Raw genomic sequence first — 23,544 nt, 5'->3', positions numbered from 1 at the left:
GAGTGGGTGCTAAGTTCGAAGTCATAACTTCTGTTCTAGCAGTGACCCCGGAGCGCAGTGTGAGCATCACCCCGAACGAATCACTGGCCGGCCGTCGTGCCCTGGTCACCGGAGGCACAAAGGGTGTCGGCGCGGCCATCGCCCGTCGGCTGGCCGCGGCCGGCGCGACGGTCCTGGTGACGGCCCGCCACGAGCCGGCGGACGCCGACCCGAAGACCTTCGTCGCGGCCGACCTGACCACTCCCGAGGGGGCGGCCGCCGTCGTCGGCGAGGTGACAGAGCGGGTGGGCGGGCTGGACGTCCTCGTCAACAACCTCGGTCACTCCGAGGCGCCCGCCGGGGGCTTCGCGGCACTGGGCGAGGGCGACTGGGCGAAGGAGCTGAACACCAACCTGCTCGCCGCCGTCCGCCTCGACCGCGGTTTCCTCCCCGGCATGATCGGCTCCGGCGGGGGTGCCGTCGTCCACGTCACCTCCATCCAGCGCCGCATGCCGCTGTGGAACGGCACCCTCGCCTACGCGGCGGCCAAGGCCGCCCTGGCGACCTATAGCAAGGGCCTGGCCAACGAGGTCGCCCCGCACGGCGTCCGCGTCAACTCCGTCTCCCCGGGCTTCGTCCGCACGGCGGCCGCCGACGCCCTCGTCGACCGCATCGCCCGCGAGGCGGGCATCACGACCGACGCGGCCCTCGGGCGCCTGATGGACTCCCTCGGCGGCATCCCCCTCGGCCGCCCCAACGAACCCGAGGAGGTCGCCGAACTGGTGGCCTTCCTCGTCTCCGACCGCGCGTCGGCCATCGTCGGAGCCGAGCACGTCATCGACGGCGGCACCGTCCCCACCCTCCTTCCACCCCGAACACCCCGACCCCGAAAGGCAGGACCCGCCATGAGCACCACCGGCCCGCAGTCCATCCCCACCACCGGCCTCCCCGAGGTGATCACCCGTTACCTGGCCGCCCACCGCGTCCGTGACACCGCCACCGCCGTCTCGGCCTTCACCGCCGACGCGGTCGTGACCGACGAGGGCGCGACCCGTTACGGCACCGCGGCGATCGGGGAATGGCTGGAGACCGCCGCGAGCGAGTACACGTACACGACGGAACTCGTCGGCGCCGAGCAGGCCGACGAGCGCCACTACGTCGCCGTCCAGCACCTGGAGGGGGATTTCCCGGGCGGAACGGTCGACCTGCGCTACCGGTTCACCCTGCGCGACGGCCTCATCGAGCGCCTGGTGATCGAGGTCTGAGCCCCGGGCGGTGGGCGGGCGGGCGGTGCCAGGGTTGCTGCTAACATGAAAGCGACGGCGTGCATCGACCCTGGCACCAACCCCGCGGAGGTGGTCGACATGGTGAGCCGCATCCGGCTGGAAGACCGTGAGTGCCCGCTGTCGACGACCGTCGGGCACGTCGGCGAGTGGTGGACGCTGCTCATCCTGCACGACGCCTTCGACGGCTACACGCGCTTCGACCAGTTCCAGGAGAACCTCGGCATCTCGTCGAGCATGCTCACCACCCGCCTCAAGACCCTCGTGGCGGACGGGTTGCTGGAACGGCGGCCGTACCAGACCGGCCCGACCCGTTACGAGTACCTGCTCACCGACCTCGGACGCTCACTGCGCCCGGTCGTCGTGGCCCTCGCCGCGTGGGGCAACGCCCGCCTCACGCCCCAGGAACGCAGCATGATCCTCGTCGACGCGGAGACGGGCGAGGAGGTCGAGCCGGTCGTGGTCGACGCCGCCACGGGCCGCCGGCTCGACGACAGCGAGGCCTTCGTCTACGCGGCGGGCCCCGCCGCGAGCCCGCTCATGCGCGCCCGCTACGCCGACCGCGACCGCGCCTGAGGCCCGCGGGGCCCGGCAGTCAGGCTCCACCTCCGGATATTTCTAGAGATACCCACCACCGTCGACGTACTTATTTCGCCTCTTAAATTGCCGCTTCCGCCTACGCCATGGCCGCGAGAAGGGAGTCGAAGGAGCCTGACTTGCGGGCCGGGCCGCTATGGTATTGTCGCGAGTGTGACCGACGGTAATTTGGATCCATCTGCGATTGTTGATCTCGTCGGGTGGGCTGATCTCGAAAATGCCGATGGCTCCGCCTTCCCTGATACTCCGGCCAAGCTTCGCGACTTGATGTCGGGTGAAATTGTGGCGGTAACGAGTTCTCTCGATCACCTTTACAGCGCCCTTCTGAATGATGAGGTGGTGTATTCTGCAACCGTGCCGGCTTTCAGGTATGTTGCCGCGCTTTTGGGTGGCCGGTCGAGTCGAGCGGCACTTGCTCCTCTGTGGGAAGTGGGGAAATTTCCACTTCGAGCCAAACTTCTCAGGTGGCTGGCCGACGTGGCCTTTTGTGTCAATAGCGGTCGGGAGCAGTTCGTTCGGGAGTGGGGGAACCGTGCACCGGATGAGCCGTTTTATGATTTCATCGGAATAAGGAATATGTACCCGGAGGCTTTTTCGAGTGTCGCGTCCTACTTTGACGACCCTGATTCGAAAGTGGTAGGGGCGGCCGTTGTTGCCGGCGTTCGATTTTTGGAGTCACCGGAATTGGCGATGCACCAGGAAAGGTTGACTCCTTTGGTGGAGAACGTTCTGGCGAAAAGTCTCAATGTGCAGCACAGGCGTCTGGCCTCTGAGGCATTGAAGGCTTGGGGGCAAGGGCGCATATTGAGTGAGTCTTATGGTGATCCACTCCACTCCGAGGGGCTTCGTAGCGCGCAGGGAAAATGGGGATCGGCTGACGAGCCGCCTTTTTAGGCTGTGTTATATTGCCCAGTCGCCCTGTCGGGTCAATCAATTTCACGATCAGGAGCCGCACAGCGATCAAGGCGACCTGGCGCACCAAATAGGACGCGATGGGATCGGGGAACTCGCCGCGATCGTAGTGCTCGACCGTTTGCTGGTCAGCCTGCTCGAACAATCGCCGACCCGAACCGACACGAACCGACAAGGAACCGGAGGAAGACGCCCGTGCCCACCGCGGACGAACTGCTCGGCCCCGCCGCCGTCACCGGACTCGCCGACTGCCTGGCCGCCGCCGGCGCGGCACCGATGGCCGCCGCGGTGCGCGACACCCTGCCGGCGCTCGACGGACTGGCACTGCGCGAGCGCAGCGACCTTCTGCGGGACGCGATGCTCGCCTCCGGCCCGGCGGATCCCGCGGGCCTCGAGGCCGTCGTACGGGCCGCGCTGCCCGATCCGCGCTTCACCGGCTGGATGATCTGGCCGGTCACCGAGGCCGTGGCCGCCCTCGCCTCCGGCACCTCCGAGGGCACCGCCTTCGAGGACGGGCTCCACCTGCTGGCGGAGCTGACGCCGCGCCTGACCGCCGAGTTCGCCATCCGCCGCATGCTCAACGCCGACCTCGACCGGGCGCTCGCCGTCGTCACCGCGTGGACCGCGCACCCGGACGAGCACGTGCGCCGCCTGGCCAGCGAAGGGACCCGCCCTCGCCTGCCGTGGGCGGTGCGCGTACCGGCGATCCTCGCCCGGCCCGAGGCGACCCTGCCGATCCTGGGCGAGCTCTACAAGGACCCTTCGGAGTACGTCCGCAGGTCCGTCGCCAACCACGTCAACGACATCAGCCACGCCCGGGTGGACCTGGCCGTCGAGACGGCCCGGCGGTGGTCGGCCGCGCCCGACGCCCGGACCCCCCGGCTCGTCCGCCACGCGCTCCGCACCGCCGTCAAGCGCGGCGACCGGGGAGCCCTGGCGCTGCTGGGGTTCGAGCCCGCGACCGGGCTGACCGTCGAAGGGCCCTCCGTGGCCGCGCCCGTCGTCACCGTGGGCGGTGAACTGCGCTTCGACTTCACCCTGGAGAACCACGGCGACGAGCCGCTCCGCCTCGTCGTCGACTACGTCGTGCACTACCGCAAGGCCAACGGCAGCACGGCGCCCAAGGTCTACAAGCTGACGACCCGCACCCTCCAGCCGGGGGAGCGGAGCGAGCACACCGGCACGCGCTCCTTCAAGCCGATCAGCACCCGGGTCTTCCACCCCGGCGGGCATGCCCTCGAACTGCAGGTCAACGGTGAGCCGCGCGGCAAGGTGCCCTTCGAGGTCGTCACCGTGTGACACGACGCTCGATACGCTGTGGCGCGTGAAGAGCAAGCAGGTGCCCGCCGACCAGCCGACCCTGGACGCGGTCGCGGAGACGGCGATCTCCGTCATCGACGAGGACGGTCCCGCGGGGCTCAGCTTCCGTGTCGTGGCCCAGCGCCTCGGCGTCTCGCACGCCACCGTCTTCCGCCGCTGCGGCGACCTCGACGGGCTGCTGAGCGCCTGCGCCGACCACCTCGCCGCCTCGCTCCCCCTGGTGCCGCCGGCCGGCGACTGGGCCGCGGCGACGGAGACCCGCTTCACCGGCCTGTACCGCCTGCTCAGCCGGCACCCCGGCCTGGTGGCGCTGCGCGCCGGGCGTTCCTGGCTCGGCCCGCAGATGCTGGGCCGGCTCGTCGAGCCGCAGATGGCGCACAGCATCGCCGCCGGCATGGACGCGGACACGGCCATCCGCGTCTACCGCAGGCTCTACCTGCTCACCCTCGGCGCGGTCGCATTCGGCGACCACCGCGACGAGAAGAAGGTCCTCGCCTCCGCCCGCACGGCCCTGGCCGCGCTCGACCCCGAGGACTTCCCCACGCTCACCGGCGCGATGAACGTGGTCCTCCCCGTCCTGGTCGACCACGAGGTCTACTACGAGGCGCTGCGCGCCCTCATCCACGCCGCCCGCGCCGACCACCTCCCGGCCGCCCCCCGCTGACGCTGCGCGACCGCGGGGCAGGTGTACGCGGGGCGCCTTGCGCGCATGTGCCGCCTCGTCCGGATCGCACCGTCGGTGGGCCGACAGCCGGGACAGGGCCTCGTCCCGCTGCTCCACGGCGTCGTGCGCCGGCGACCGGTCCGGCATGGCGGCGGCCCACGGAACACCTCCCGTGGGCCGGTCGATCACCCCCGCGCCCTCAGGAAGCGCGGACCAGGTCGGAGGGGTCCGTGTTGGCCCCGCAGACGACGACGGCGACGCGCTCGCCGGGGGCGGGGCGGTGGGCGCCGGAGGTGAGGGCGGCGAGCGCCGTCGCGGCGCCGTGCTCGACGGCGAGGCGGCGGTGGTCCCACAGGGTGCGGCGGGCCGCGACGATCGCCTCGTCGGGGACGAGGACGGAACGTACGCCGTCCTTGAGCGCCCACTCCAGGGCCGTGCCGGAGGCGCGTCGCGCGCCCAGGGAGTCGGCCGCGACGGACCGCACGGGTACGTCCACCACCTCGCCGGCCGCGACCGCGGCGTGCAGCGCGCACGAGCCCTCGGGTTCGACCGCGACGACCCGCACCCCGTGCTCCAGCGCGGACGCCGCGACCCCGGCGAACAGCCCGCCGCCCCCGACCGCGACGACCACCGTGTCCAGTCCGGGGAGCGCCGCGGCGATCTCCTCCATCAGGGTCCCCGCCCCGGCCGCGATGAGCGGATGGTCGTAGGCGTGGGACTCCAGCGCACCGCTCTCGGCGGCGTACTTCTGCGAGGCCTCCAGGGCCTCGGCGTACTCGCTGCCGGCTTGGCGCACGGCGGCGCCCAGCTCGCGCAGCTTCGCGACCTTCACCGCGGGCGCCGTCTCGGGGACGAAGACCGTGGCGGCCACGCCGTGCCGGGCCGCGGCCCAGGCGCAGGCCAGGCCCCCGTTGCCGCCGGAGGCTATGACCACGCCCGCCTCGGGCATGGCGTCCCGCTCGACGTGGCTCCGTACGAAGTTGAATGCGCCGCGGGCCTTGAAGGACCCCGTGTGCTGCATGGACTCCAGCGCCAGCCAGCCCTGTACGGCGGCGCCGAACGCCCCCGGGTCCACCGGGGTGAGCGTGACGGGGCGGGTGTGCCCGGCGATGCGGGCGGCCGCGGCCCGTACGTCGGCGTGGGTGATGGTCACGGTGTGCTCCGGGCTGATGGGCGAGTCCGGAGAAACAGTGTAACAACCACTGTTCCGGCGGACCGGACTTCGCGTACTCAGGTCCACGGCCTCCGGTCAGCGGCTCCGGTCAGCGGCTCCGTCAGCGGACGACGAGCCGGTGCTCACCCGCCGGGACCAGCTCCCCGACGACCGGCGCGCCCGGCACCTCGCCGGCCACCAGCAGGCCCCCCGACGTCTGGGCGTCCGCCAGCAGCAGCCGGGTCAGTTCGTCCGCGCCGCCGAAGTCGGTGTGCGGGGCGACCCAGGCGAGGTTGCGGCGGGTGCCGCCGCTCACGTGGCCCGCAGCCGCGGCCTCCCTGGCCCCGTCGAGGTAGGGGACCGCCGAGGCGTGGACCACGGCGCTCACCCCGGAGGCGCGGGCGAGCTTGTACAGGTGGCCCAGGAGCCCGAAGCCGGTCACGTCGGTCGCGCACACCGCGCCCGCCGCCAGCGCCCGTTCGGCGGCGTCCCGGTTGAGCGTGGTCATGGTCTCCACGGCCTGCGGGAAGACCTCCCCGGTCGTCTTGTGGCGGTTGTTGAGCACGCCCAGCCCCAGGGGCTTGGTCAGCGACAGCGGCACGCCCGCCCGTCCCGCGTCGTTGCGCAGCAGGCGGTCAGGGTCGGCGGTGCCGGTGACGGCCATCCCGTACTTCGGCTCCGGGTCGTCGACGCTGTGGCCGCCTCCCACGACGCAGCCCGCCAGGGTGGCGACGTCCAGCCCGCCCCGCAGCACCTCCCGGGCCAGTTCCAGCGGCAGCAGGTCCCGCGGCCAGCTCAGCAGGTTGACCGCAACGAGCGGGGTGCCGCCCATCGCGTACACGTCGGAGAGGGCGTTGGCGGCGGCGATCCGGCCCCAGTCGTAGGGGTCGTCCACCACCGGGGTGAAGAAGTCCGCGGTGGTCACCACCGCCGGCCCGCCGGGCCCGCCGGGCAGCCGGACGACGGCCGCGTCGTCACCGGTGTCCAGGCCGACGAGCAGGTCACCGCCCGGGGGGCCCGCCGGGCTCCCGGGGGTCAGCCCGGCCACCATCTCCTCCAGCTCCCCCGGGGGGATCTTGCAGGCGCAGCCGCCGCCGTGGGCGTACTGCGTCAGCCGCACGCTGTCCTGCCGGACGCCGGTTCCGGTTCCTGTCATGGTCGCTGTGGTCCTTCCGCGGTGGGCGCCGGCACGGCGGTCGCCCGGCTCCGGGCGACGCCGCCGTGTGGCGCGTTGACTTGGGCTGGGGCCGGAGGTTCCATGGGCATCCGGCACGGCAGGGAGACGTCAGGGTGCCTGGTGGCCCTCCCGGTCTTCAAAACCGAGGTGTCCGAGCAACTCGGGCAGGCGGGTTCGATTCCCGTCCGTCTCCGCCGGCCGGCCCGCCGCCCCCGTACGCCGGCGCCGCTCACGTCGCGCTCCCCGGGGACCGCGCGCAGCGCCGGAGCGCGCCGTCCAGGCGTACGGTGCGGCCCTGCCGGTCGAGGTGCTCCAGGAGCGGGATGACGACCCGGCGGGTGGTGTCCAGCGCCCGGCGCGCCTCGCTCGCGGTGAACGGCTGCTCCAGTCCCGCCAGTACGGCCGCCGCCCGCGCGTCCGCGCCCGGCAGCAGCACGATGCCCTCGCCGATCCTCAGCAGCGCCCCCGCCGCCTCGGCCGCCGCGAGCAGCTTCGGGGTCAGCCCGAGCTGCTCCAGCCGTTCGGCCTCCGGCGCACGGAACGGCGTACGCGCCAGGTCGGCCCGTACCGCCTCGACGCCGGCCCGGGCGCCGGGCGGCAGCGTCGGGCGCGTGTGGCTCCCGTACAGCCGTCCGTCGCCCTGCCGCAGGCCCGGTACGGACCCGGCGAGTGCCTCCACCAGGGTGCGGTCCGGCAGGCCGAGGGCCTGGCGGGCCGCCTCCAGGGGCATGCCCGGCTCCAGGGGGTTGCGTACGGCGTGCTCCTCGACCGCCTCGCACAACCGGTCGCGCAGCGCGGCCCAGTGGCCCGGGTCCGCCAGCCAGTCGCCCGCCACCGCCCCGCCCGGCGGCCGGACGCCCATGGCGAGCAGTTCGGTGCGCCGGACCAGCCCCCGGCGGCGCAGTTCCGCCGCACCGTCCGCGACGTCGGGCAGGGAGCTCAGCTCACCGGCGCGGGCCGCGGCCGCGCCACGGCGGGTCAGCCGGGGCGGACGCACGTCGAGCACGGTGAGTCCCGCCGGGACGCGGTGCCGCCCCGGGTCGCGCAACAGGGCGGTGTCGGCGACCCTCAGGGGCAGCGCCGACGCCAGCCGCAGGCGCGCGCTGTCGTCGCCGAGCGGACGGACCGTCACCGGCACCGCCGCCGAACCGGCGTGCAGCATGAGCTCGCGGGGCAGGTCACCGGCGGCGTCGCCGCGCAGCCGCACGTCGACGAGGTCGGTGGTCAGCCAGCGGTCCGGGGTCAGCAGCGCGTCGCCGCGCCGTACGGAACCGGCGCCGGGGCCCGTCACGTTGACCGCCACCCGGGCCACCGCGGCGGCCTCCTGCCGCGGCTCCTTCAGGGACTCCAGCCCCCGTACGCGCAACGGCCGCCCGTCGCGGGCGAGGAGCAGCCGGTCGCCGACCCGTACGGTCCCCGCGCCGAGCGTCCCGGTGACGACGGTGCCGCGACCCCGCACCGTGAAGGCGCGATCGACCCACAGCCGTACGTCCGCCGCCGGATCGGGCGGCGGCAGCGTGCCCGCCAGCCGGACCAGGGCCGCCCGCAGCTCGTCGAGGCCGGCGCCCGTGACGGGGCTGACGGCCACGCACTCCACCTCGCCGAGGGAGGACTCGGCGATGCGGGCCGCCGCCTCCTTCCGCGCCGGGCCGGGGTCGGCCAGGTCGCAGCGCGAGACGGCGAGGACGCCGTGCCGCACGCCGAGGGCGTCCAGGACGGCCAGGTGCTCCTCGGACTGCGGCTGCCAGCCCTGGTCGGCGGCGACCACGAACAGCACCGCGGGGACCGGGCCGACACCGGCCAGCATGTTGCCCACCAGGCGCTCGTGCCCGGGTACGTCCACGAAGGCGAAGTCCCCGGCGCCGGGGAGCCGCGTCCACACGAACCCGAGGTCGAGCGTCATGCCGCGCCGCCGTTCCTCCGCCCACCGGTCGGGCTCCATGCCCGTCAGGGCCCGCAGCAGCGCCGACTTGCCGTGGTCGACGTGGCCCGCGGTGGCGACGACGTACACGTCAGCCCCCGGTCCCCGGCAGGACGCCGGCCCGGCGCACGGCCACCGCCAGCTCCTCGTCCGCCTCCTCCGGCACGGCCCGCAGGTCGAGCAGGCACCGGCCGTCCTCCACGCGGGCCAGCACCGCCGGATCGGCCCGCCGCAGCAGCGCGGCGTACCCGGCGGGCAGCGACACGGCGGCGCTGGGCAGCGTGACGCCGGGCGCCCCGCCGCCGCCGACGACCGCCTGCGTGTCGCACGCCGTGCTGTCGAAGCCGTGCGCGCGCAGTTCGGCGGCGAGGCGTCCGGCGCGGTCCCGCAGCCGTGCGGGGTCGGCGTGCAGGGCCGCCCGGGTCGGGGTCTCGGGGCCGTGTACGGTCGCCTCCAGCGCCGCCAGTGTCAATTTGTCGACGCGCAGCGCGCGGGCCAGCGGATGCCGGGCGAGCCGCCGCACCAGGTCGGTGCGGCCCAGCAGCAGGCCGCACTGCGGACCCCCCAGCAGCTTGTCGCCGCTCGCGGTGACCAGGGAGGCCCCCGCGCGCAGCCACCCGGTCGCGTCGGGTTCGTCCGGCAGCACCGGGTCGGGGACGAGCAGCCCCGAACCGATGTCGGCCACCACGGGCACGCCGAGCCGCGCCAACTCCGCGACGGGCACCTCGCGGGTAAAGCCGGTGATGCGGAAGTTGGAGGGGTGCACCTTCAGGACGAACCCGGTGTCCGGCCCCACGGCCGCGGCGTAGTCCTCCGGCGAGGTCCGGTTGGTCGTCCCCACCTCGCGCAGCCGGGCGCCCGTCGAGACCAGCAGGTCGGGCAGCCGGAAACCGTCCCCGATCTCCACCAGCTCACCGCGGCTGACGACGATCTCGCGCCCCCGCGCCAGCGCCGTCGCCGCGAGCACCAGCGCCGCGGCGCCGTTGTTGACCACGTGCGCCGCCTCGGCGGCGGGCACCTGGCGCAGCAGCGCCGCCAGTGCGGACCGGCCCCTGCGGGAGCGCGCGCCGGTCTCCAGATCCAGCTCCACGTCCGTGGTCCCGGAGGCGGCGAGCACGGCGTCCCGGGCCGCCCGCGACAGCGGGGCCCGACCGAGGTTGGTGTGCAGCAGCACCCCGGTGGCGTTGAGCACCGGACGCAGCCCCGCGGCGGTCGCCGGGAGCGCGGCGACGGCGAGTTCGGCGAGCCCGTCGACGGGCACCTCACCGGCCCGCGCCCGCTCCTGCACCCGGGCCACCGCCTCCTTCACCACGGCTCGCCCGAGCCGCTCCGCCGCCGCGGTCAGCCGGGGATCCGCCAGCAGCGCGTCCGTGCGGGGCACGTGCCTGCGTGCGTCGGCGGCGGACGGGGAGGGAGCGGTGGAGGTCTGGTCGCGGTCCATCAGCAGCACCTTCGCTCTGGCCTGGATGCCGCCCAGGGTACGGCGGCGGCGGCCCGGGGGTGCTCCCGCCACACCGGGCGCGGCTTCCCGGGGGCCCGGCATGCCGAGTCCGGGGCTCGCGGTTGCCGCAGCGGCGACTTCCACCGTCCTGACCAGGGCCGGAGGGGCCGGCCCGAGGAAGCGGTCGTGAGGGAGCGGCGATGGAGTGGCCGACCGCGGAGGTCGCCCGGATGCCGGGCGTGACCGCCCGGACCCCGCGGCACCACGACGAGACCGGACTGCTGTCGCCCGCCAGGGCGGGCACCGGAGGTCTCCGCTCCTACGGGGAGGCGAGACTCCTGCGGCTGCAGCAGATCCTCGTCCCACGGACGCCGGGTCTCGGCCTGCCCGAGATCGGCCGGGTCCTCGCCCGGCAGGTCGACGAGGTGGAGGCGCCGCGCGGGCACCACCGGCGCCTGCTCGCCGGGCGGGACCCGATCGAGGGCGTCGGTCCGTCTTCCCCGAGCACGCGGACGCGGTCGCCCGCAGGGCGGCCGCCATGACCGCGGCCGAGATCGGCGCGGGCCTATGCGGTGCCCGCCCAGGCCGAGCCCGACGCCCCGTACCGGGCGCTCACCGCGACGCGCCCCGTCACCGCGGACGCGTACCGGGCCTGGCCGCCTGTCGGCGGGACGTCGACGCGGCCAGGTCGGCCACGGCACCGCCGCCGCCTGACCTCGTGCCAACCTCGACGTCCGGCGCCGGGGTGCATCGTGCGGCGTGACCCAACCGGCTGTCACCCCCCGCCGGGGCCCCCGTCGGCCTCGGCGCGTGCCTCGGCGCGTGCCTCGAGGCGTTCGCGCTGCGGCTTCACCACGTACGCCGGGTCCTTCGTGGACACCACGCCCGCCTCGAACGTGCCGAAGCGCTGCAGCACACTGCCCGCCATCAGGGCGAGGCCGCCCACGGCCGCCGCGGCGCGGTTGCGGCGGGCGAGGGTCAGGGCGGTGAGCGCGCCGCCGAGGGTGAGGCACTCGGAGGCGCGGCGCAGCCGGTGCGGGAGGCCGGTGGTGTAGGCCTCGGTCACCAGGCCGGGGCGGCGGTCGATGAGCCGCGCCGCGACGAGTTCGGCCGCCGCGCCGAGCACGCCGAGCCGCCGGGCGGGGCCCGCCTCGGCCACCGGGGCCAGCAGCATGCCCAGGCCCGCGCCGCTCGCCGCCGCGGAGCCGGTGAAGACGAAGGGCAGTTCGCGGCGGGCGTCGTGCCACGCCGGGACCGCCGTCTGCGACAGGAGCGTCGCCGTGTACGAGGCGACTCCCGGGGCGAGGAGGGCGGCCGACAGCCCCGCCGGGCGCGCGGCGACGCGCAGCAGTCTCCCAAGGAGTGTGCCGCGCACGCCCGCGGGCAGCACCTCGGCCGCGGCCGCCAGCGCGCTGCCGGGACCGTAGGCGACGAGGATCCAGGTGCCCACCGACATCGGCGAACTCGGCTTGGCCACCCGCAGCATGTGGAGGAAGCGCTCCGGCCGTCCGAGGTCCGCGACCAGCAGGTACATGCTCACCAGCAGGGCACCGAAGCCGCCGACCCGGCCCGCCCTGGCCAGCGCGGGACGCCGCGTCAGGTCCGCGCCCGCCGCGAGCAGGGCAGCGCCGGCCGACAGACCGCCGGTGAACAGGTACGCCGGGATCTTCCACTCCCACACGGGCGGCTTGAGCACCGGACGCCCGTAGTAGGAGCGGAACGTCGCCTTCGGCACCATGGGGCGCTCGCGGCTCCCGTCGTCGTCGCGGCCGCCCCGGCCACCGCGCCCGGCCCCGTCGCGGGTCACCGCCGCACCCCGCCGAGGAACACCGCGGCCGAGGCCGCCAGCAGCGCCGACGCCGCCACGCCCGCGTGCTTCCACATCGACGCCAGGTCGCGGGTCGGCACGACCGGGTCCGGCGGCAGCCCGTACACCTCCGGGTCGTCCAGCAGCAGGAAGAACGCGCCGTCCCCGCCCACCCCGTCGTCCGGGTCGCGGCCGTAGAGCTGCGCCTCGGCGACCCCGGCCTCGTGCAGCTGCGCCAGGCGCCGGTCGGCGCGCTCGCGCAGTTCGTCGAGCGGGCCGAACTGGATGGAGTCGGTGGGGCAGGCCTTGGCGCAGGCCGGTTCCAGGTCGCCCCGGAGCCGGTCGTAGCACATCGTGCACTTCCACGCCCGGCCGTCGTCGGGCCGCCGGTCGATGACGCCGTAGGGGCAGCCGGACACGCAGTAGCCGCACCCGTTGCAGATGTCGGGCTGGACGACGACCGTGCCGAACTCGGTGCGGAACAGTGCGCCTGTGGGGCACACGTCCAGGCAGCCGGCGTGCGTGCAGTGCTTGCACACGTCGGAGGACATCAGCCAGCGGAAGTCGGTGCGGGCCTCGGCGCCCGTCCCCGCGCCGGGCAGGTCGAAGGAGGGGAAGCCCAGGTCCACCGGGGCGGTGCCGAGGTCGCCGCCGCCCCGCTTGGCGACCTCCAGGGCGTCGGCCACCACCTCGGCCGTCCCTTCCGTGCTGGACGGGCCGACGGGCAGGTCGGCCAGCCCCGCGTCCTGCCGGCCGAGCGGGCGCTGCTGCTCGATGAAGGCGACGTGCCGCCACGAACTCGCACCCAGCATCCCGGTGTTGTCGAACGACATGCCCAGCAGGTCGATGCCGTCCTCCGGGATGGCGTTCCACTCCTTGCAGGCCACCTCGCACGCCTTGCAGCCGATGCACACGGAGGTGTCGGTGAAGAAGCCCACCCGCGGCGGGTGGTCGCTGTGCCCGGCGTTGCCCGCGGGGTCCGCGAGCGGCCCGTAGAAGCTGTTGTCCTGCGTCATGACGGCTCCTCCGGCCGGTCCGGTTCGATGTGCGCCCGCTCGGCGTGGCCGCCGGCCGTCGCTATGCGGGTGCCGGTCTCCGCCGTGATGCCGGCGCGGCGGCGGTAGTCCTCGACGTACGCGAGCAGTTCGGGCCCCCGCGGGCGCCGCCCGGGTCGGACGTCGCAGGTCAGCACCTTGCTCTCCTGGATGAACACGTTCGGGTCGGCCACCACGCCGATGAGGTCGTTGACCACGTCGCCCTTGGTGAGCCCGGTCTGGCCCCAGTGGTACGGCATCCAGACCTGGTGCACGACCCGTCCGTCGACGCGCAGCGGCGCCATCCGGTCGGTCACCATCACACGCGCGTCGACCGCGGTCCTGCTGGTGATCACATGCGCCCAGTCCAGGTGGCGCAGCCCCCGCTCGGCCGCCAGCTCCGGCGAGACCTCCACGAACAACTCCGGCTGGAGTTCCGCCAGATAGGGCAGCTGTCGACTCATCGCGCCCGCCGTGTGGTGCTCGGTCAGCCGGGCCGCGGTGAACACATAGGGGAACACCTCGGAGTGCGCCTCCGGCGGCGCGGGGTTGGACGGGTTGTCGGGGCGGCCGTAGACCTTGCGCACCGGGTTGCCCTGCTGGCCGTAGAGCAGATTGCGCATCGGCGACTCGTGCGGCTCGTAGTGCGTGGGCAGCGGGCCGTCCGCGAGCCCGGTCGGGGCGAACAGCCAGCCCTTCCCGTCGCGCATCATGATGAACGGGTCGTCGCCGTCGAGCGCCTCGACGCCCGACGCGCCCCTTGGCGCCCGGTAGTCCGGCGGCTTGTGCTTCTCGAAGTCCGGGGTGTCGCGGCCGGTCCACTCACCCGCCGCCGTGTCCCACCAGACCAGCTTCTTCCGCTCGCTCCAGGGCCGTCCCTGCGGGTCGGCGGAGGCGCGGTTGTACAGCACCCTGCGGTTGAGGGGCCATGTCCAGCCCCATTCGGCGTCGTACGGGCCCGTCTCGAAGCGGGAGGTCCGGCGCCGCGACTGGTTGGTCTCGTTCGCGTAGACGCCGCTGTAGATCCAGCAGCCGCAGGCGGTGGTGCCGTCGGCCTTCAGGTCGAGGTAGCCGTCGACCGTCCGGCCGGTGCGCAGGTCGATGCCGTTGATGTGGCGCAGCACGTCCGCCGCGGAAGGCTCCTCGCCCTCCGTCTCGTAGTCCCAGGCCAGGTCCAGCAGGGGTCGGTCGCGCTCGTCGGCCGAGCCGGCCAGCTTCTCCTTCAGCAGCACGCCCAGCCGGTGGAAGAACCACAGCTCCGACCGCTGGTCCCCGGACGGTTCGACCGCCTGGTCGCGCCACTGGAGCATGCGCTGCGTCTGCGTGAAGGTGCCGGCCTTCTCCACGTGCGAGGCCGCGGGGAAGAAGAACACCTCGGTGCGGCACTCCTCGGTGACGATCTCCCCGGTCTCGATCTCCGGCGCGTCCTTCCAGAAGGTGGCGCTCTCGATCATGGTGAGGTCGCGCACGACCAGCCAGTCGAGGTTCGCCATGCCCAGGCGCTGCAGCCGGCCGTGCGCCGAGCCGACCGCGGGGTTCTGCCCGAGCAGGAAGTAGCCGAAGACCTTGCCGCCGTCGACCATGTCCATCACGGTGCGGTAGGTGCCGTGGTCGCCGTTGATCCGGGGCAGGTAGTCGAAGCAGTAGTCGTTCTCGGCGGTCGCGGCGTCGCCCCAGTACTCCTTGAGCAGCGAGACGGTGTAGGCGTCGGCGGCGCCCCAGAAGCCTTTCTGCCCCCGGCCGCGGACCCCGTCCAGGTAGGTGGCCAGGTCCTCGTGGGTGATGTCGGGCATCGGCAGGTAGCCCGGCAGCAGGTTGAAGAGGGTGGGCACGTCCGTGGAGCCCTGGATGCTGGCATGGCCGCGCAGGGCGAAGATCCCGCCGCCCGGGCGGCCGATGTTGCCCAGCAGCAGCTGGATGATCGACGCGGCCCGGATGTACTGGACGCCCACCGAGTGCTGGGTCCATCCGACGCTGTACACCAGCGCGGCGGTGCGCTCCCGGCCGGAGTTCTCCGTCCAGGCGCGGCAGACCTCCAGGAACAGCTCGCGCGGGACCCCGCAGATCCGCTCCACCATCTCGGGGGTGTAGCGGGAGAAGTGCCGCTTGAGCACCTGGAACACGCAGCGCGGGTGCTCCAGTGCGGGGTCGGACTCGATCCCGCCCTCGGCCCCCTCGATGAACGGGCCGCCCGCGCCGTGCTGGAAGGGGGCGGACACCTCCTTCAGGTGGTGGCCGGGCCGCTCCTCCACGGGGACGCTCGCGTATGTCCAGCTCGACGCGTCGTACGCGGCGGTGTGCGGGTCGTAGCCGCTGAACAGCCCGTCCAGGTCCTCGGTGTCCTGGTAGCGCTCGCTCAGCAGGAAGGGCGCGTTGGTGTACGCCGCCACGTACTCCCGGAAGTCGAGGCCGTGCGTGAGGATGTGGTTGATCACGCCGCCGAGGAACGCGATGTCGGTGCCGGCCCGGATGGTGACGTGCTGGTCCGCGAGCGCGCTCGTCCGCGTGAACCGCGGGTCGATGTGGATGACCCTGGCGCCGCGCGCCTTGGCCTCCATGACCCACTGGAACCCGACCGGATGGGCCTCGGCCATGTTGGAGCCCATGATGACGATGCAGTCGGAGTTGATGAGGTCCTGCTGGTAGTCCGTGGCGCCGCCACGTCCGAACGAGGCTCCCAGACCGGGAACCGTGGCGGAGTGTCAAATACGCGCCTGGTTCTCGATCTGCAGGGCGCCGAGGGCGGTGAACAACTTCTTGATGAGGTAGTTCTCCTCGTTGTCCAGCGTCGCCCCGCCCAGACTGGCCAGGCCCATCGTGCGGCGCAGCCGCCGCCCGTCCTCGTCGGTGTCCTGCCAGCCCTTGCGCCGTGCGTCGAGCACCCGGTCGGTGACCATGTCCATGGCCGTGTCCAGGTCGAGTTCCTGCCAGGCGGTGCCGTACGGCGGGCGGTAGAGCACCCGCTGCTCCCGCTGCGGGCCGGTGACGAGCTGCTTGCTGGCCGAGCCCTTGGGGCACAGGCGGCCGCGCGAGATGGGACTGTCCGGGTTGCCCTCGATCTGGACGACCTTGCCGTCCTTGACGAAGACGCGCTGCGCGCAGCCCACGGCGCAGTAGGGGCACACCGAGCCGACCACCCGGTCGGCGCTGTCCGTGCGGGACCCGAGCCCGGCCGAGCGGGCCGACTGCGCGGCCTTGCCCCGGCCCAGCGGGTCCGTACCGGTGAGCTGCCGGTACACCGGCCAGGCGTCGATCCACCGTTTCACGCCCATCCGCCTGCTCCTTCGTGCGGTGGTCCCACCTCCTGTCGACGCTACCGGGCGGGGGGCCGCTCGCAAGTCCGGCGGCGGCGCGCCCGGCGGGCACGGTCAGGCGGGGTCAGGCGGGTGAGCCGGAGCGCGTGGCGAGGGCGCGGGCGGCCGAGGTGAGCAGTGCGGCCGCCAGGTCGACGTCGTCCGCGGTGGTCCAGCGGCCGACCGACAGCCGTACGGCGCTCAGGGCGCGGTCGTCGTCCAGGCCCATGGCCCGCAGGACGGGGGAGGGTGCGCGGCTGCCGCTGTGGCAGGCGGAACCGGTGGAGGCCGCGATCCGGGGCACCGCGGCGAGCAGCTCGTGGCCGGGGACGCCGTCGACGGCGACGTTCAGCGTGGTGGGCAGGCGGTGGCGGGCGGACCCGTTGACGTGGACGCGCCCCGGCAGTGCCCGGGTCAGGGCCCCGTACAGCCGGTCGCGGAGGTCCGCGGCGCGCTCGCCCGCGCCGTCGGCGAGTTCCGCGGCCGCCAGCCCGGCGGCCTCCCCCAGGGCCACGGCGAGGGCGACGTTCTCGGTGCCGGCCCGCAGCCCGCCCTCCTGTCCGCCCCCGTACACCAGGGGCTCCAGGCGCAGCCCCGGGCGCACGTACAGGGCGGCGATCCCCTTCGGGGCGTACATCTTGTGCCCCACCACCGTCAGCAGGTCCACCCCGAGCGCGGCCACGTCCAACGGGACCTTCCCGGCGGCCTGGGCGGCGTCGCAGTGGAAGAGGGCGCCCCGTGCGCGGGCCAGCCGGGCGACTTCCGCCACGGGCTGCAGCGTGCCGGTCTCGTTGTTGGCCGCCATGACGGAGACGAGCACGGTGTCCGGGGTGAGGGCGGCGGCCAGCACGGCCGGGTCCAGACGGCCCTCCCGGTCCACCGGCAGGCAGGTCACCCGCACCCCGTGCAGCCGCCCCAGCGCGCGGCACGTCTCCAGCACCGAGGGATGCTCGGTCACCTGGGTGATCACCCGCGGGCGGTCGGCACCGGCGGCGAGCACCGCGCCGCGCAGCGCCAGGTTGTTCGCCTCGGACCCGGACCCGGTGAACACGATCCCCTCCGCCGTCGCCCCGACGAGCGCCGCGACCAGGCGGCGGGCCCGCGCCAGCGCCGCGGCGGGCTCAGCCGCCCAGGCGTGCCCGCTGGAGGGGTTGCCGAACCCGGTCGTGAGGCAGGGGCCCATCGCCTCCGCGACCCTCGGGTCGACGGGTGTGGTGGCGTTGTGGTCGAGGTAGACGGTGTTCCCGTCGAGGCCGGGATGCGGCGGCACCTTCACGGGGCGGGTCCCTTTCGGTTCTGCGGAGCGGACGCGGACGCGGACACGGACGCGGGCCGGTGCGGCGGGCGGCGGCCCCCGCCGTCAGCCGATCGCCCGCTGCCCGCCGTACACGTCGAGGACGGCGCCGGTGATGTAGCCGGCGCGGTCCGAGGCCAGGAAGACGACCGCCTCGACGATCTCGTCGAGCTCGGCCACCCGGTCCAGGGCGGTGCCGTGCGCGACGGTCGCCAGCGCGTCCTCGCCCATCTCCGCCGTGCCGGGGGTGCGGACCGGGCCGGAGGCCACGGCGTTCACGCGCACCCCGCGGGCCCCGAACTCGTCGGCCCACACGCGGGTCATCAGCTCCAGCGCCGCCTTGGACGCCCCGTAGACGGCTCCCCGCCGCGTCGGGACGCGCGCCGCCAGGGTGCTCAGGTTGACGACCGCACCGCGGCCCCGCGCGGCCATGGCCGGTACGAGGGCCCCGACCAGCAGCAGGGGCGCCCGGGCGTTGACCGCCATGTGGAGGTCGAACATCCCGGCCGTGGAGTCCGCGGCGCCCGCGAACCGGTAGACGCCGGCGTTGTTGACCAGCACGTCCACCGCGCCCGCCGCCTCGGGGAGGCGCAGCACATCACGGGGGTCGGACAGGTCGGCGGCGACGAACCGGGCCCGCCCGCCCGCGTCCTCCGCCTCCGCCACGACCCGCGCACCGCGCCCCGGGTCCCGTCCGTGGACGACGACCTCGGCGCCCAGCGCCGCCAGCCGTAGCGCCACCCCCCGCCCGATCCCTGCGGTGGCCCCGGTGACGAGGGCGGTGGATCCGGAGAACTCCTGGTGCACGGCTGGCTCCTCGGGGCGGCGCGATCCACGGACCCGCACGGTCCGTGTCAGCGTTGGTTGTCTACCTCACGTACGGTCACCCCCGAAGTCGGCTCGCCGCCGCGGCGGCCGTTCGGGGCGGCACTCGTCCCGCGTCCCCTCCCGCGCCGCCGGGACGCCGCGCCGCTCCTTCAGGCCCCTGCTTCCGGCGGGACCGAGAAGTGCCGGAACCCCCTGCGGTCCCGGTGCGCCGACCACAGGGCGGCCGCCAGCACGGCGGGATCGTTCCTGGGATGCCCCGCGGCGATGACGCCCGGCACGATCAGCTGCGCGACGTGGATGTCCTCGGCGGCCAGCGTGTCGTGCAGCATCCGGGCGTAGGCGCTCTCCGCCGCGAACGCCACGGAGGTCCCCGCGCGGGTGGGCAGTGGCCGCACCGCGCTGCCGCCGTTGACGAAGAGGATCGTGCCGCGTCCCAGGAAGCGCATGTCGGGCAGCACCGCGTGGACGGCGGTGACCGCGCCGTACAGGGAGAACTCCAGGGGCCCCGCGAAGTCGGCGGCGGTCGTCTCCAGGAGGGGCCTCATGAAGTCCCTGTGCGGCGCCGGACTGTACTGCAGCACCTCGATCGGCCCGAGCGCGGCCGCGGCGGCGTCCAGCGCGGCGCCGAGGCCGAGCGGGTCGCGGACGTCGGCTGCGAACCCCTGCGCGTTGACGCCGTCCTTGTCCAGCGCGGCCGCGAGGGTGTCCAGGCGGTCCTGGTCGCGGGCGACGAGCGCGACGTCGAAGCCGTCGCTGCCGAACTGGCGCGCCACCGCGGCGCCCAGACCGCGCCCCGCACCGACGATGACCATGGTCGTCATGTCCGTCCCGTGTTCCGCTGTGCGGCCGCGCTCAGCGCGGGACGAGTTCGAGCGTCGCGGCGCGCGCGGTGCCGGCCACCATGGGCTCGGCGCGGACCACCCGGACGGTGGAGGGCGGGTCCAGGGTGCCGGGGTCGCGCCGGGGCGCGCCGGAGAGCTCGTAGGCGTGCTCGATGCGGTCCAGTTCGTCCTTCGTCCACGTCGTCATCGGCGCGACTCCTCGGCGGTGTCGGGAACCAGTTCCGTGCGTCCTGCCGCAATGATCGACATTTTCGGCCCCGGCCTGAAGCCGCGTGGGCCAGACGGGTCCACGGCCCGGCGCCCGGCGGAGCACCGTGGGGGCCGGTTCACTCCGGGGGAGGGCCTGAGGTGGCCGCGGGGGCGATTGCCGGGGAGCGTGAGGGGATCGCCAGCGGGAGAGACCGGGAGGGTGCGTGGGGAGGGCCGATGACGAGGGCTTCGGCGGCGCCGCCGACGTGGCCTGGTACATCCGCCTGCTCCCGGTCGTGGTCCTGGTCGGCGGGCTGTGCGTGGACCTCGTCACCCCGACGCAGTACACGAGCGCCGCCTTCTACTCCGTCGCGCCGGTGCTCGCGGCGCCGCTGCTGTCGATGCGGGCGACCATGGTGGTCGGCCTGGCGGCGATCACCGCGGACACCTGGATCCTGGCCCACTTCGGGCGGCTGCGGGGGCTGAGCGGGATGAGCGAGCTGCTGACCGTCTCGCTGGTCGCCGTGGTCGCGGTGTTCATCAACCGGCTGCTGGAGGCACGCGAGTCCCGGTTGCGTTCCGCCCGCTCGGTCACCGCGACCGTGCAGCGCGCGGTGCTCCCCGAACCGCCCGCGCGCGTCGGCGACCTGAGGATCGCGGCGCGCTACGAGGCCGCCGAGGAGGAGGCCGAGATCGGCGGGGACCTCTACGCGGTCCAGGACACCTCGTACGGGCTGCGCTGCATCGTGGGGGACGTGCGGGGCAAGGGCCTGGACGCCGTGGAGGCGGCGACGCTCGTCCTCGGGAGCTTCCGGATGGCGGCCGACGAGCAGGCGACCCTCGCGGACGTGGCGCGGCAGATGCTGCGGGCCCTCATTCGGGAGGTCGGCCGGCGGGAGGACGGCGAGCGGCTGGAGTGGTTCGCCACCGCGGTGCTGGCCGAGTTCCCGCACGGCGGCGACCACGTCCGGCTGGTGAACCTCGGCCACCCGGCGCCGCTGCTGCTGCGGGGCGGACGGGTGCGCGCGGCCGATCCGTCGGAGAACGGGCTGCTCCTGGTGGAGGGGCTGGGGGAGGTGGACGCGGTGGTGGACACGGTGCCGTTCCCCGCGGGTTCGACGCTGCTGCTGTGCACCGACGGCGTCACCGAGGCCCGCGACGTCAAGGGCCGCTTCTACGACCTGGCGGGACGGCTGGCGGGGGTGCGGCGCGGAGGTCCGGCCGAACTGCTGGACGCGCTGCTCGAGGACGTGCACCGGCACGCGGGCGGGCCGACCGACGACGACATGGCGCTCCTCGCGGTGACCCGGGACCGCTAGGCGTATTGCGCTGTGAGGTCGCCGGCTCCCGGACGGCTCCTCGGTCCCCGTCTTCGGGGGGCGGCGCATGACGGCCGACATGCGGTCACCCGGCCACGGAGCGAGGCGGCGCCCTGGCGTCCGCCCCCGGGGCGTCGTCTGCCCGGTGGGCGCGGGGCCGGGGCGGCCCGGCGAAATGCGGTGGAGCGGAACGGAACGCGCTTCTAGGGTCGGCGCATGAGCACCCGCACCTTCCGCGTCACCGTTCGCGGCGTCTTCGACGGACTCACCGCCGAGCAGCGCGCCGAACTCCTCGCCCACGCGGCGGAACACGACGTCCTGCGCGCCGCCTTCACCCCCGAGGGCCACCTCACCTACGACATCGCCGCGCGGCCCGCCTTCACCTTCCGGTTCCTCGACTCCGGGGAGGCGGAGGAGGACATCCTGGAGGCCGCCGAACGCGCCGAGGCGGCGGCCCGGGCCTGGCTGGGCGAGCGCGGGTACGGCCACAAGAACCTCAGGTCCCAGGCCGAGGACCTCTCCCAGGCGCCGCTGGGCAAGCGGCAGCGCCGGGCCGCCGCGCAGGGCGGCGCCTGACACCCCGGCCCCGGCCACCCCGGCCCGCAGTTCCGGCCGTCAACTCGGGTTGACACGTCCGTGCCTGTCAACGTAAATTGACAGACATGACCGAGGCAACCGATCTCGCCGAGCGGGCGGGTGACCGCGACCCGAGGGTCGGGCTGCGGGCCGTCGCCGCGCTGCGGCGGCTGCTGGAGCAGCTGGAGACCGTACAAGTCAGGAGCGCGCGGGCGCAGGGGTGGTCGTGGCAGGAGATCGCCCACGAACTCGGCGTCAGCAGGCAGGCCGTGCACAAGAAGTACGGGAGGCATTGAGGATGTTCGAGAGGTTCACCAAGAGCGCGCGCGAGGTCGTCGAGGGCGCGGTCGGGCACGCCGAACGCGCCGCCGACCCGGCCGTCACCGAGGACCACCTGCTGCTGTCGCTGCTCGACCGGCGCGGCACCCGGGCCTCCGCGGCCCTGGCCGCACTGGGCGTCGACCGGCGCCGTGAGGCCCTGGAGGAGGCGCTGGGGGAGAGCCGCCGGCGCGGCGGGGTCTCGCGGGCCGATGCCGCGGCGCTGGCCGGACTCGGCATCGACGTCGCCGAGATCGTCGCCCGCGTGGAGGACGCGCACGGCTCCGGCGTCCTCGCCGCCGGCTCCGGGCCGCGGCGCCGGCGGCCCTCGGGGCGGCGGCCGTTCGGCCGCGGCGCCAAGGGCGTGCTGGAACGTTCCCTGCGGTCCGCGGTGGCCCGGGGCGACCGTCACATCGGTGACGAGCACATCCTGCTGGCCCTGACGGCCGGCCCCGGTGTGGTCGCGGACGTCCTGGCCGAGCACGGGGCCTCGTGGGCCGACGTCGAGCGCGTGCTCGCCGCGGAGGGCGGGGGCCGGGCCGAGGCGAGCTGAACGCCCGCCCGGCGGCGGGCAATCCGGTTGATCGGTCCCCGACGGACGTGTTAACCCTGTCGGGTTCCACGACCACGATCACGACGACCCGGAGGGGGCCGCCCCATGGTGCCCGGACGACTGGTGACACTGCGCCCGATGGAGCCCTCGGACGCCGAGGCGCTGTGGCGCTGGAACCACGACCCCGAGGTCATGCGCTGGATGGACGACGGTTACGCCCAGCCCCTCGCCCAGGTGAGGAAGCGCATGGAGGAGCGGCCCCGCAACGCCTACGGCGACGTGCTCCACGGCATTCAGGTGCGGGACGACGGCCGGCTCATCGGCCTGGTGCGGCTGCGCGACGCCGAGCCCGAGACCGGCTGCGCCGAACTCGACATCTACATCGGCGAGAAGGAGTACTGGGGCCGCGGCTACGCCACCGACGCCATGCGGACCATGTGCCGCTACGGCTTCGAGAAGATGCGCCTGCACAAGATCTCGCTCACCGTCGTGACCGAGAACGAGGCGGCGCACCACGTCTACCGGAAGGTCGGCTTCGTCGACGAGGGCCGGCTGCGGCAGGTCTTCCGGCGCGACGGCCGGTGGTACGACATGTTCACCATGGGCCTCCTGGAGGGCGAACTCCGCGACTGACCCTCGGCGGCACCCGCGTGCGCCCTGCCCGGCCGCTGATCGCGCCGGGCAGCGGGTTGACGTAGCCTGGGGCGTCCGGAAGCAGCGATCCGCAGAAGGCGCAGGTGGCCCGCGTGACAACAGCAGCGTGTACCGATCTGGAGCAGGCCCCGGCCGACGTCGCGGCCGCGCCGCCGGAGGACGGCTGTGCCGACTGCCTGGCCGCCGGACACCGCGACTGGGTCCATCTGCGGCTGTGCCTGAGCTGCGGCCACGTCGGATGCTGCGACAGTTCCCCGGGGCGGCACGCCACCGCGCACTACGGGGCCACCGGCCACCCGGTGATCCGCTCCTACCAGCCGGGCGAGACCTGGCGCTGGTGCTTCGTCCACGAGTCCATGGGCTGAGGCCGGGGCCCCCGTCCCCCCGTCC

General features: G+C 74.2%; 22 protein-coding genes, 1 tRNA gene and 1 pseudogene. 13 read left to right on the top strand and 11 right to left on the bottom strand.

What is annotated here, in order from left to right:
* Window positions 1-59: 59 nt before the first annotated feature.
* From ACFZAU_RS31985 to ACFZAU_RS31965, 5 genes and pseudogenes are all read left to right on the top strand, one after another.
* A pseudogene (locus ACFZAU_RS31985) lies at window positions 60-842 on the top strand (SDR family oxidoreductase); the annotation flags it as partial.
* 501 nt (window positions 843-1,343) lie between these two features.
* Complete coding sequence (locus ACFZAU_RS31980; RefSeq protein WP_500462620.1) at window positions 1,344-1,838, top strand: winged helix-turn-helix transcriptional regulator; 495 nt, start codon at window positions 1,344-1,346, stop codon at window positions 1,836-1,838.
* A gap of 174 nt (window positions 1,839-2,012) precedes the next feature.
* Window positions 2,013-2,753 carry a hypothetical protein gene (locus tag ACFZAU_RS31975; RefSeq protein ID WP_500555049.1) on the top strand — a complete coding sequence of 247 codons (741 nt, stop codon included), beginning with the start codon at window positions 2,013-2,015 and terminating at the stop codon, window positions 2,751-2,753.
* 213 nt (window positions 2,754-2,966) lie between these two features.
* Window positions 2,967-4,070, top strand: coding sequence for a DNA alkylation repair protein (locus ACFZAU_RS31970; RefSeq protein ID WP_500555048.1), 1,104 nt, complete (start codon window positions 2,967-2,969; stop codon window positions 4,068-4,070).
* A 25-nt stretch (window positions 4,071-4,095) separates the two neighbouring features.
* Window positions 4,096-4,755: a TetR/AcrR family transcriptional regulator gene (locus ACFZAU_RS31965; RefSeq protein WP_499608398.1), complete on the top strand. Its 660-nt coding sequence runs from the start codon at window positions 4,096-4,098 to the stop codon at window positions 4,753-4,755.
* 199 nt (window positions 4,756-4,954) lie between these two features.
* Here ACFZAU_RS31965 and ACFZAU_RS31960 read toward each other — a convergent pair whose 3' ends face one another.
* Complete coding sequence (locus tag ACFZAU_RS31960) at window positions 4,955-5,908, bottom strand: threonine/serine dehydratase (protein ID WP_500462560.1); 954 nt, start codon at window positions 5,906-5,908, stop codon at window positions 4,955-4,957.
* Between the two features lie 121 nt (window positions 5,909-6,029).
* Window positions 6,030-7,064, bottom strand: a complete 1,035-nt coding sequence (gene selD / locus ACFZAU_RS31955) for a selenide, water dikinase SelD (protein ID WP_500555047.1) — start codon at window positions 7,062-7,064, stop codon at window positions 6,030-6,032.
* A 122-nt stretch (window positions 7,065-7,186) separates the two neighbouring features.
* Here selD and ACFZAU_RS31950 point away from each other — a divergent pair.
* Window positions 7,187-7,279, top strand: a tRNA-Sec gene (locus ACFZAU_RS31950).
* Between the two features lie 35 nt (window positions 7,280-7,314).
* On the opposite strand, the gene ACFZAU_RS31945 is transcribed toward ACFZAU_RS31950, so the two are convergent.
* Together ACFZAU_RS31945 and selA are read right to left on the bottom strand one after the other, a co-directional pair.
* Entirely contained in the window at window positions 7,315-9,096 is a 1,782-nt protein-coding gene (locus ACFZAU_RS31945; RefSeq protein WP_500555046.1) for a SelB domain-containing protein, read from the bottom strand.
* A 1-nt stretch (window position 9,097) separates the two neighbouring features.
* Window positions 9,098-10,447 (bottom strand): L-seryl-tRNA(Sec) selenium transferase, encoded by a 1,350-nt coding sequence (gene selA, locus ACFZAU_RS31940; protein WP_500555093.1) that lies wholly within the window; start codon window positions 10,445-10,447, stop codon window positions 9,098-9,100.
* Between the two features lie 200 nt (window positions 10,448-10,647).
* Between selA and ACFZAU_RS31935 the strand changes: the two genes are divergently transcribed.
* Entirely contained in the window at window positions 10,648-10,989 is a 342-nt protein-coding gene (locus ACFZAU_RS31935; protein ID WP_500555045.1) for a MerR family transcriptional regulator, read from the top strand.
* Window positions 10,990-11,222: 233 nt separating this feature from the next.
* Here the strand turns inward: ACFZAU_RS31935 and nrfD are convergent, their stop codons facing one another.
* From nrfD to ACFZAU_RS31900, 7 genes are all read right to left on the bottom strand, one after another.
* A complete protein-coding gene (gene nrfD / locus ACFZAU_RS31930; protein ID WP_500555044.1) occupies window positions 11,223-12,254 on the bottom strand; it encodes an NrfD/PsrC family molybdoenzyme membrane anchor subunit in 1,032 nt (343 codons plus the stop codon).
* Window positions 12,251-13,270, bottom strand: coding sequence for a 4Fe-4S dicluster domain-containing protein (locus tag ACFZAU_RS31925; RefSeq protein WP_500555043.1), 1,020 nt, complete (start codon window positions 13,268-13,270; stop codon window positions 12,251-12,253). The genes nrfD and ACFZAU_RS31925 overlap by 4 nt, the downstream gene beginning before the upstream one ends.
* Window positions 13,267-16,560, bottom strand: a complete 3,294-nt coding sequence (gene fdh / locus ACFZAU_RS31920) for a formate dehydrogenase (RefSeq protein ID WP_500555042.1) — start codon at window positions 16,558-16,560, stop codon at window positions 13,267-13,269. The genes ACFZAU_RS31925 and fdh overlap by 4 nt, the downstream gene beginning before the upstream one ends.
* A 106-nt stretch (window positions 16,561-16,666) precedes the next feature.
* Entirely contained in the window at window positions 16,667-17,857 is a 1,191-nt protein-coding gene (locus ACFZAU_RS31915; protein ID WP_500555041.1) for a cysteine desulfurase family protein, read from the bottom strand.
* An 84-nt stretch (window positions 17,858-17,941) separates the two neighbouring features.
* The gene (locus tag ACFZAU_RS31910; protein WP_500555040.1) at window positions 17,942-18,682 is read right to left on the bottom strand and encodes an SDR family NAD(P)-dependent oxidoreductase; all 741 of its coding nucleotides are present in this window, start codon (window positions 18,680-18,682) and stop codon (window positions 17,942-17,944) included.
* 170 nt (window positions 18,683-18,852) lie between these two features.
* Window positions 18,853-19,524 (bottom strand): SDR family NAD(P)-dependent oxidoreductase, encoded by a 672-nt coding sequence (locus ACFZAU_RS31905; protein ID WP_500555039.1) that lies wholly within the window; start codon window positions 19,522-19,524, stop codon window positions 18,853-18,855.
* A gap of 31 nt (window positions 19,525-19,555) precedes the next feature.
* Window positions 19,556-19,732 (bottom strand): hypothetical protein, encoded by a 177-nt coding sequence (locus ACFZAU_RS31900; RefSeq protein ID WP_500555038.1) that lies wholly within the window; start codon window positions 19,730-19,732, stop codon window positions 19,556-19,558.
* 226 nt (window positions 19,733-19,958) lie between these two features.
* On the opposite strand from ACFZAU_RS31900, the gene ACFZAU_RS31895 reads away from it, so the two are divergent.
* From ACFZAU_RS31895 to ACFZAU_RS31870, 6 genes are all read left to right on the top strand, one after another.
* Window positions 19,959-21,053, top strand: coding sequence for a PP2C family protein-serine/threonine phosphatase (locus ACFZAU_RS31895; protein WP_500555037.1), 1,095 nt, complete (start codon window positions 19,959-19,961; stop codon window positions 21,051-21,053).
* Window positions 21,054-21,269: 216 nt separating this feature from the next.
* Window positions 21,270-21,629 carry a DUF6204 family protein gene (locus ACFZAU_RS31890; protein WP_500555036.1) on the top strand — a complete coding sequence of 120 codons (360 nt, stop codon included), beginning with the start codon at window positions 21,270-21,272 and terminating at the stop codon, window positions 21,627-21,629.
* Window positions 21,630-21,715: 86 nt separating this feature from the next.
* Complete coding sequence (locus ACFZAU_RS31885; RefSeq protein ID WP_018557908.1) at window positions 21,716-21,925, top strand: HTH domain-containing protein; 210 nt, start codon at window positions 21,716-21,718, stop codon at window positions 21,923-21,925.
* Between the two features lie 2 nt (window positions 21,926-21,927).
* Complete coding sequence (locus ACFZAU_RS31880; protein ID WP_500555035.1) at window positions 21,928-22,500, top strand: Clp protease N-terminal domain-containing protein; 573 nt, start codon at window positions 21,928-21,930, stop codon at window positions 22,498-22,500.
* 105 nt (window positions 22,501-22,605) lie between these two features.
* Window positions 22,606-23,133 carry a GNAT family N-acetyltransferase gene (locus ACFZAU_RS31875; protein WP_500555034.1) on the top strand — a complete coding sequence of 176 codons (528 nt, stop codon included), beginning with the start codon at window positions 22,606-22,608 and terminating at the stop codon, window positions 23,131-23,133.
* A gap of 137 nt (window positions 23,134-23,270) precedes the next feature.
* Window positions 23,271-23,519 carry a UBP-type zinc finger domain-containing protein gene (locus tag ACFZAU_RS31870; protein WP_499608540.1) on the top strand — a complete coding sequence of 83 codons (249 nt, stop codon included), beginning with the start codon at window positions 23,271-23,273 and terminating at the stop codon, window positions 23,517-23,519.
* The last annotated feature ends 25 nt before the right edge of the window (window positions 23,520-23,544 follow it).

The organism is Streptomyces sp. NPDC008238 (genome assembly GCF_042956445.1).
GTDB lineage: Bacteria > Actinomycetota > Actinomycetes > Streptomycetales > Streptomycetaceae > Actinacidiphila.
This window is presented reverse-complemented; position numbering and strand designations above follow the sequence as displayed.